Here is a 7,587-nt window from a genome sequence, read left to right as displayed (position 1 = left end):
CTAGAGCAGCTATAGGCTTATGCTAGTGCACTTAGCTTGCTTCTACTTGAGTGACCGTGGCGTACTACAGAATGAGGCTGTTTTGCCTGATTTTCCTATTCGCCAACAGCAACAGTAGTGGAGAAATTTTGGCGATTAAGGCTAGAGAGCTTACTGTTTAAAGCTTTCAACGATTGTCTTAATTGAGCAATTGATAGTTTGAACTGTCCCATTTCTGACTGTTTCTGGGGTAGTCCATGCTGTAAAAGCTCGATTTTGCTTTGTTTTTGCTTACTTACTGCGATCAGACCGCTCATCATAAGTGGAACAGCTTGTCCCTAACGACCATTCTTTCTCGGCTGCTATACAAAGGCATAAATGAGCCTACTATGCAGAATCATTCTGTCGATTTACCTGTTTTGGAGTGATATACAAAGTTATTCTGCTTATTCTCCGAAGCTGAGTGGATAGGCAGAATCGTTCCGTCTAATCAATGTTGAATTGCCTGGTAGCCACTGTTAGTGCTTGGGAACCCTGTAGGTAGCACGGCATCCCAACTCTACGTTGGAGCCGACGAACACCGTTAGCCCGACGACGCGGCTTAGACCGCATTGTCGGACCGCTCAGGTTACTGGTGGTGACGGTACACAAAGCTTATTTGTTAGTACTCAAAATCACGTTGCTTGAGGTTTCTGTAGAATGATGTTCTGAGTTTGTAAGCGAGAGAGCCATTTAAAGAATCAGGGTTGCAGTTAGCCCGTAGATCAGTTGTTAGAATTGAGACTTCCACCTTCTAAGTGGATTCTTGCTAGATTAGCTCCTGCTTAGAGTTAAGAAAACTAAAATTTATGCCTGGAAAACGTTCTACCAATCTCCGTAAAGGAGATCGCGCTGAAGGGTTTGGTATTCAAGCACTTCGCTCATTTGCTGCTGTAGCTCCGGTTCCGAGAGAAGAAGATATTGGGATAGATATTATATGCACTCTTCTTCGCCCTGAAGGAGCATTACAATACGCTGAAGATTCGTTTTTTGTCCAAATCAAGTCTGTTTCAGTATCAGAAATAACATATGAGGATGACGACTACATCTGGTTATGTAATCTTTTGTTACCAATTTTTATAGCAAGAGTAGATCTTGGAGCTTCTAAAATTGAAATCTTTTCAATGCAACGAGTCTTCACGCGAGCAAAACGTTCGTGTAAGGGTGTCAAAGTATATCTAGGTGAAGGGGATTCTAATTCCGACCAAGACGTTGACTGTGTCCCATTAGGGCATCCAATACTTGAGTGGACAAGTGCTGACGAAGCTAAGCCAAGCTTTCATGAGGATATTTATCAGATAATGAAGGCTTGGGTTATGCATGAGCAAAAGAACAGATTGCTGCGTCAAGCGCATAGATGCCAGGAGCTTGATTGGACGACTAATAAGTTTCCTCGCATAGGTACTGCGAGAATCGGTGCAGATGATGAGGCTTTGAGAAATTTACTTGAAGGTATAGCTCCCTTTTTATTTCCACTTGCAGACTCTCTTTTAGGACAATTTTGTTCTGGCGATGTTGAAGTGGTTAAGCCCCTAAAGAGTGTTTTTGAGTTAGATCAACTCATACGATTATCTGGTGTTGAGACAGATCCCGCACCAACAATTTGGCTATTAGCAATCAAGAATTTAGCGAAAAGTATGAATGAGGAGGAGAGAAAAACTCAATTGCCTCAAATCCTTAAAGAATGGGGTTTTCCTGTCAATGAGTAGCCCGCACCCCAACAACCACGCTGCACCGGAACGTCCAATGTTGTTGCTTGGGTTGCAAAGGCTAGTGCGTCCGGTGGCGTGAACGTTAGGCTTCTCATGTTAATTTCATTCTCCGGACGAAATAAGCTATACAGGGATAGGTAATTATTAATGCGTAGCACTTAAGATTAATGATTCTAATTTTTTAGCCATAGTGGGAATCTTACATTGTTATATACCGTACTAGTGCCTCCAGAGTTAAGCACAGTGTAGTCTAGCTCTTTAACTGAAGAAGGATAAATATATGGATGATTTACAGTCGGGAGTTATTGGATTGTGCGGCAAATCTGATCAAGTTTTTGCTTTCTACTCTCCTAATGGTCCAGCCCATTTTGTGAAACAATCATCAGCCTACTATCTGGTGAGATTAAGGCTGTTAAGAAATCTAATTATTCAGTTTATTTCAGAGGGTGAAACTGATACTGCCAATTTCATCAATCTATTAGAAGAGCTCCGATGTGATCAAGATATCTGTCCAGCTCTACCCGAAGAAATTGTTTTGTCTGTTTCGTTGCCTCAGCTTTTGCTTGTACTGCAAGAGCGGTATAAAACTCAAGAAAATATTTGTAATTGGGTCATTTCGGCATTTGGAAAATTGATCTGTGAGCTAGAATCCGGTCGCATAAATTATTACGATGATTCTGATTTTGAGATCAGACCTCTAAGTGATGTTAGAAAACACGTTGACATAAGCCCAGCAACCCTAAAAGCAGCACAAGGCGATGAATTAATACATGAGAATATAAAAACATTGCTGAATCGAATGAGCGCTGCAATTGACAATTCTGATCCAGCTGGTGTTTTACATGCAAGTGCTTGTGTGTTTGAAACACTAGCAAAAGATATTGTCGGTCTCCCTAGCGTGCAAAACCAAACTTTGGGTGGTTTCTTTGAACGGTACCGAAGAGACTCGAAGTTACCAAATGAACTTCTAGAATACATTAATGACATATATCAACAGCGTAACAGGACACCATTGGCAGGGCATGGAAGCCTGAACAACCCGAATATTAACATCGCGCAGGCTATAGTTTTAGCTGAAATAACTTCTGCCCTTGTACGGGCAGAATATAAACTGCGAATCACCCAAGATATCTAGCACAGAGACGTAGTAAACTCACTGCAGAACGACTTGAGTATAAGGCGCTTATAATTCGCAATATTCAGCTTACCTAACACCATGCTGCACCGGAACGTTCAATATAGCGGTTGAGTCGCAAAGTTTGTTTGCGTCCGGTGAGCGGAAACGTTATGCAGTATCTAATATCAGTACTCAATGCCCGTTGCCAACCTAATAGTGGTTCAATAAGCGGGATGAAAACTGTCATTTGGGCACCCGGATTCCCTTTGATAGCTTGACGAGGATAAATTCTTCTTCCTCTAGTGAGCCTAAAATACTGGATGGGTGTTTGAGTTTGGAGAAAGGGCGTTAGTGAGGCAAAATTACGAAGGGTTTAAAAAGGCAGGGAGCTTCACGCTCACAAACGGCATTGAACTCCAAGGCGAACTATGTTTGCAGGGAGCGGCAACGACCCTCGATCTGTATTCAAGCTCTTCCTTTGATAGGCATGCGGGTGCAGATATTTTTGGCATGTTCTACGATCGATCAAAGGTATCGCTAATCAACTGCGTCACGATGTCAGGCGGTTCTGCAACAAGAGGTGGTGAAGCCTATCACTTCTCCAGCATTTTCCCTCACTTCGTTATCTTTGGTGATCAACGCATCAGTTCCTCTTGCCGGATAATTCGTGAACTGAGCTTCACTGTCGATGATGCAGCGACCCTGTTCTACGATTTTGACGCTTTCGGTTCAGTCTTTGACGCAAAGCCTCACGTGGAGCATATTGTTGAGGCTGAAGCGAAGAAGCTAGGAAGGGATATCGAGATTGGAAAATACCCCCACCTTTTTTATTTCACGGGTAAGTACGAGATATTTGGCGTTGATACAGTTCTCGGTAAGATCTCGGCGACACATAGCCCCTCATACACATTGCCAGATTCGGAAGGTATACACGTTGACAACACAATTAGAATCAACATAGCGTTCTACTTTGAGAAGACTGTCGATGAAGCGATAGGAAGCGTACTTGATATTTTAAGGTTCCTAGAAGTTATTGCAGGCAGACCGCAGAACATTTCTGACCTGCGTTTCTTCCCTGTGAGCGCCCAAGATCATCCCAAACCTCTTGATGTTTATTGGTGCATGCCACCACAGCGTGAACGTGACAACGAATCACGCAAGCCAAATTCATTTGATCTGCTTTTACAGGTGGCTAGTAATTCGGATGAGTTCAGCAATGTTCTGAAGCGATGGATGGAGCGGCATGACGAGTGGAGAAACGCGAGAGCCCGATTCTCTACAGCATTCGCCTATCAAGACAGTTACAATGTTGACCGCATTGTTGGCGCAGCTAACATGTTCGACATCCTTCCCTCGTGTGCATACCCGGAACCAGTCACACTATCGTCTGATCTTGCTGAAGCCCAAAACAACGCACGTAAGGCGTTCCGAACCCTACCTCCTAGTCCGGAGCGAGACAGCGTCTTGGGCGCGCTAGGTCGAATAGGTAAAGCCACACTTAAACGAAAGGTTCGGAGTCGTGCCAAGTTGATCACCGATGTTGTCGGCGATCGATTTCCAGATCTTGAATTGGTAGTGGATCAAGCTATCGACTGCCGGAACTACTATGTCCACGGATCGGATGCAAAAATCGATTACAGCATGCACTCCGCTCAGGTTCAGTTTTTTACCGATACTCTGGAGTTCGTCTTTGCAGCCTCTGACCTTGTGGAATCAGGTTGGGACATCACTACCTGGATAACACAAGGCTCTACGCTTTCTCATCCATTTGCACGATACTGCTTTAATTACTCACCGATGCTTAGCACTTTGAAGAAACTGCTCGAATAAGAAGGAGTATGCTACATAAAAATTCGAATAGGGATTGGAACAGGATACATGTAAAAACCTGCAAGATAACCCTCTAAGCCTTAATTTTTATAGCTTCTCGTGATTCAGTCTTAGATGGGGTGATTAAGTTGGCTAGGCGAGTCCTCTCACAAGAACCCGCCCGCCTTCAGAATCGTGCCTGAGAGTTTCCCCTCACACGACTCCTCTCCTGTCTAAATCCCCACGCCAAGGATGAATAGGGCAGTGCCCCCTCCTATCCCATTCGGTCTTGTGGAGGTGACAACTGCGATGAACCAATTGGAGGTTGTTATATCCGTCTTTACCCCCTCGAGCTTGTGGCCAAATATGGTCTTGCTCCAGAGAGTCTTGGATATCAAAAACGCCTCGGCAAATTGGACATCGGCCCTTCTGTCGTTTTAACAGAGTGGCATGACGAATGCCCGTTATGGGATGACAGCCTCGTCGAGTAGCCCAGTAGACCCAATCCCCGTCGTACCAGCTTTTGGCTCCTCTAACTTTAATGTGTCTTTGAATGGACACATCTGAGAATTTCGCTAATTTCCGGGTGATCTTGCCTGCCTGCCTGACCCCAAAGACCCAGTTTCTTCCCCCAACGGTGTGCCAATAGCGAGCTTTAACCCAAGCTTGGCTTTTGTTTGGGTGTCTGCGCTTCGCCCATCGTTTCAATTGCCAATAGACGACAGAGTCGAGGTAGGCGAAGGTGCGACTTGCCGAGTTGGAACGGTGGTAGTGTGCCCAGCCCAAGATGATGGGGTTGAGTGCCTCAATCAAGGTGTTCTGGGAAGACATTCGGTGTCGTTTGACCGTGTCGTTCAACGTCTGGACAAGCCGATTCAGTGATGTTGAACTGGGTTTTATCAGGGTTTTATAGGGGCGCTGGCTTTTGTTCATTCGTCGGCGGGGAGTGCGATACTGCCGCACCCCGTAGCCAAGAAAGTCGAAGCCAGTGCTATAGTCCGATCCCCCATCTAGGGTATGGGTGATCCGGGTTTTCTCCTCTTTTAGTTCTAACCCCCGGTCCCCAAGCCATTGGCTAATCAAAGATTTCGCTTTGACGATAGTGTCGAGACTGGCATGCAGCACCACAAAATCATCGGCGAATCTCACCAGGTGAGCTCCTTTGAATGCCATTTTGACTATTGTTTCCAAGCCATGTAATGCGATGTTCGCAAGGAGCGGGGAGGCATTGCCCCCCTGGGGTGTACCCTTCTCCGTGGCTTGAATACTGCCGTCTTGCAACACTCCAGCTTTCAACCATGCCCGACATTGCCGGGTTAGTGACGGATGACTGCTAGAGAGTTGGATGACGAGAGGTCCGTGAGAAATTTGATCAAAACAAGCGGCGATGTCAGCGTCGAGCACCCATTTGGGTTTCTGGCTGATACATCGATGGACCTGTTCAATCGCATCCTGGGGTGAACGACCTGGTCGAAAGCCATAAGAATTAGGCTCAAAGAGCGCTTCCCACTGAGGCTCTAAGGCAAGTTTGGCTAATGCCTGTTTTGCCCGGTCGCGCATGGTGGGAATGCCGAGCTTGCGATATTCTGATTTCCCTGGTTTTGGAATCAGCACCCGACGCACCGGGTCCGCATTCCTATCCAAAGTTATCTCTTTGGCAAGCTGTATCCGCTCCGCAGGTTTGAGGGAGTGTATCCCATCTATCCCGGCAGTCTTCTTGCCCTCATTTTCCTGGGTAACCCGGCGAACTGCCAGTACCCGAGCCGACCAGGATTTTAGCAGCAGGCGTTGAAGTGACTGGACTTTGCCAGTTTCACCTTGTTGTGAGGCGCGATAGATTCGCTGTTGAAGGCGGTAAACATTGCGCTGGACTTGCGACCAGTGAACTGTTTCCCAGGCATCAGATGTCTTAATAGACTCCGTCATGTTATCCCTCAATGTTGAAACTTGCCTCGACAGCAGTGTGTACGTCAGCTTATCCGCTGGCTTTCCCAACGGCATTTGCTTCTTACACAATCCTTCTCCTCTAGACATGTGCGCCATGAGGTGACTACTTTGACAGCATAAAACCATGCCAAAGAATGTCCTTGAGGAGTTACTTCGTTCCTAGAGGTTGGGCGTTTGGACTGATTTAGGCTCCTACTTTCCGCCGGGTGATAAGCTCGCACTCCAATGAGCTTCGCTAGACTCATTGAGAATCACCGTGTCCGTTTTGGACGAGGGGTATCAGATTCCATTTCCCCTCAGTGACATAACGACGGTTCAGTCGTAGGTTCGTCTTCTAGCCATGTCAGCTCACCAAGGAAGGATGACCTTTAGAATCTAAAGTCATTTCTCCGATTCACCCCGCTTTACGGATTGATGCTCAGTCTCTACCGCAGGGGTGCTGGTGCTAGGTCTATGCTCGACCAGTCAGACTGACCTTGGATGTAAAGTCCAGGGCTTACTGATCCATCCTCTAAGTTGTCAAGGTTCGGTTGAACCTCGCTAGCTGCACGTCTTTCCAGATTGGATTGACTTTCCAGCTAAACGAATCGCACAGCGAAGCTGTCATGAAGTGCAATTAGGGGGAAAGGTAGCGTAGCTGCAACAAAGTGCCACGCGATCGCTAGAACATTTGATAAATAAGGAACCCAGCAAGAAAACTCAAAAAATAGCAACTTGCCCGAAAATGATGCTTGGATTACCTACAAAACCTACGACAGAATCAGCATTTGAAGCCTTTTCAACTTCAGAACTTGCCCGAAAATGACCTTTTGTTGGTATGTTGAGGCAAAATTACAAAATTTTTCTAGAACTCTTGCAGAGCATAGCTTCTAGCCGTCGCGTGGTACTAAAATGCAGCTTCGCTACCTTTGCCCCAAGAAGGGGCGTAGTCAGGATCTGTGTAATTTAGTGCCACGAAACACCAAAAGGCTGATTGCTTCTGAT

At 46.0% G+C, this 7,587-nt stretch carries 5 protein-coding genes; 3 read left to right on the top strand and 2 right to left on the bottom strand.

Features of this window, described 5'->3' with window-relative positions; all coding sequences use genetic code 11:
- The first annotated feature begins 827 nt into the window (after window positions 1-827).
- Together H6F93_RS01715 and H6F93_RS01710 are read left to right on the top strand one after the other, a co-directional pair.
- The gene (locus H6F93_RS01715; RefSeq protein WP_190678689.1) at window positions 828-1,727 is read left to right on the top strand and encodes a DUF4365 domain-containing protein; all 900 of its coding nucleotides are present in this window, start codon (window positions 828-830) and stop codon (window positions 1,725-1,727) included.
- A gap of 283 nt (window positions 1,728-2,010) precedes the next feature.
- Window positions 2,011-2,865, top strand: coding sequence for a hypothetical protein (locus tag H6F93_RS01710; RefSeq protein WP_190678687.1), 855 nt, complete (start codon window positions 2,011-2,013; stop codon window positions 2,863-2,865).
- Between the two features lie 73 nt (window positions 2,866-2,938).
- Here H6F93_RS01710 and H6F93_RS01705 read toward each other — a convergent pair whose 3' ends face one another.
- Window positions 2,939-3,094 (bottom strand): hypothetical protein, encoded by a 156-nt coding sequence (locus tag H6F93_RS01705; protein ID WP_190678684.1) that lies wholly within the window; start codon window positions 3,092-3,094, stop codon window positions 2,939-2,941.
- Window positions 3,095-3,198: 104 nt separating this feature from the next.
- Here H6F93_RS01705 and H6F93_RS01700 point away from each other — a divergent pair, with 104 nt between their 5' ends.
- Window positions 3,199-4,677, top strand: a complete 1,479-nt coding sequence (locus tag H6F93_RS01700) for an ApeA N-terminal domain 1-containing protein (RefSeq protein ID WP_190678682.1) — start codon at window positions 3,199-3,201, stop codon at window positions 4,675-4,677.
- A gap of 192 nt (window positions 4,678-4,869) precedes the next feature.
- Here the strand turns inward: H6F93_RS01700 and ltrA are convergent, their stop codons facing one another.
- The gene (gene ltrA, locus H6F93_RS01695; RefSeq protein WP_190678680.1) at window positions 4,870-6,582 is read right to left on the bottom strand and encodes a group II intron reverse transcriptase/maturase; all 1,713 of its coding nucleotides are present in this window, start codon (window positions 6,580-6,582) and stop codon (window positions 4,870-4,872) included.
- Window positions 6,583-7,587 lie beyond the last annotated feature (1,005 nt).

Source organism: Leptolyngbya sp. FACHB-671, assembly GCF_014695745.1.
Classification (GTDB): Bacteria; Cyanobacteriota; Cyanobacteriia; order Elainellales; family Elainellaceae; genus JAAUTN01.
Note: the sequence above shows the minus strand (reverse complement) of the source record. Positions and strands in the feature narration are given on the sequence as shown.

What these genes read in the sequence shown, in the direction of transcription:
- H6F93_RS01715 (WP_190678689.1), top strand. Translation starts at nt 828, where the DNA reads ATGCCTGGAAAACGTTCTACCAATCTCCGTAAAGGAGATCGCGCTGAA.
- H6F93_RS01710 (WP_190678687.1), top strand. Translation starts at nt 2,011, where the DNA reads ATGGATGATTTACAGTCGGGAGTTATTGGATTGTGCGGCAAATCTGAT.
- H6F93_RS01705 (WP_190678684.1), bottom strand. Translation starts at nt 3,094, where the DNA reads ATGACAGTTTTCATCCCGCTTATTGAACCACTATTAGGTTGGCAACGG.
- ltrA (WP_190678680.1), bottom strand. Translation starts at nt 6,582, where the DNA reads ATGACGGAGTCTATTAAGACATCTGATGCCTGGGAAACAGTTCACTGG.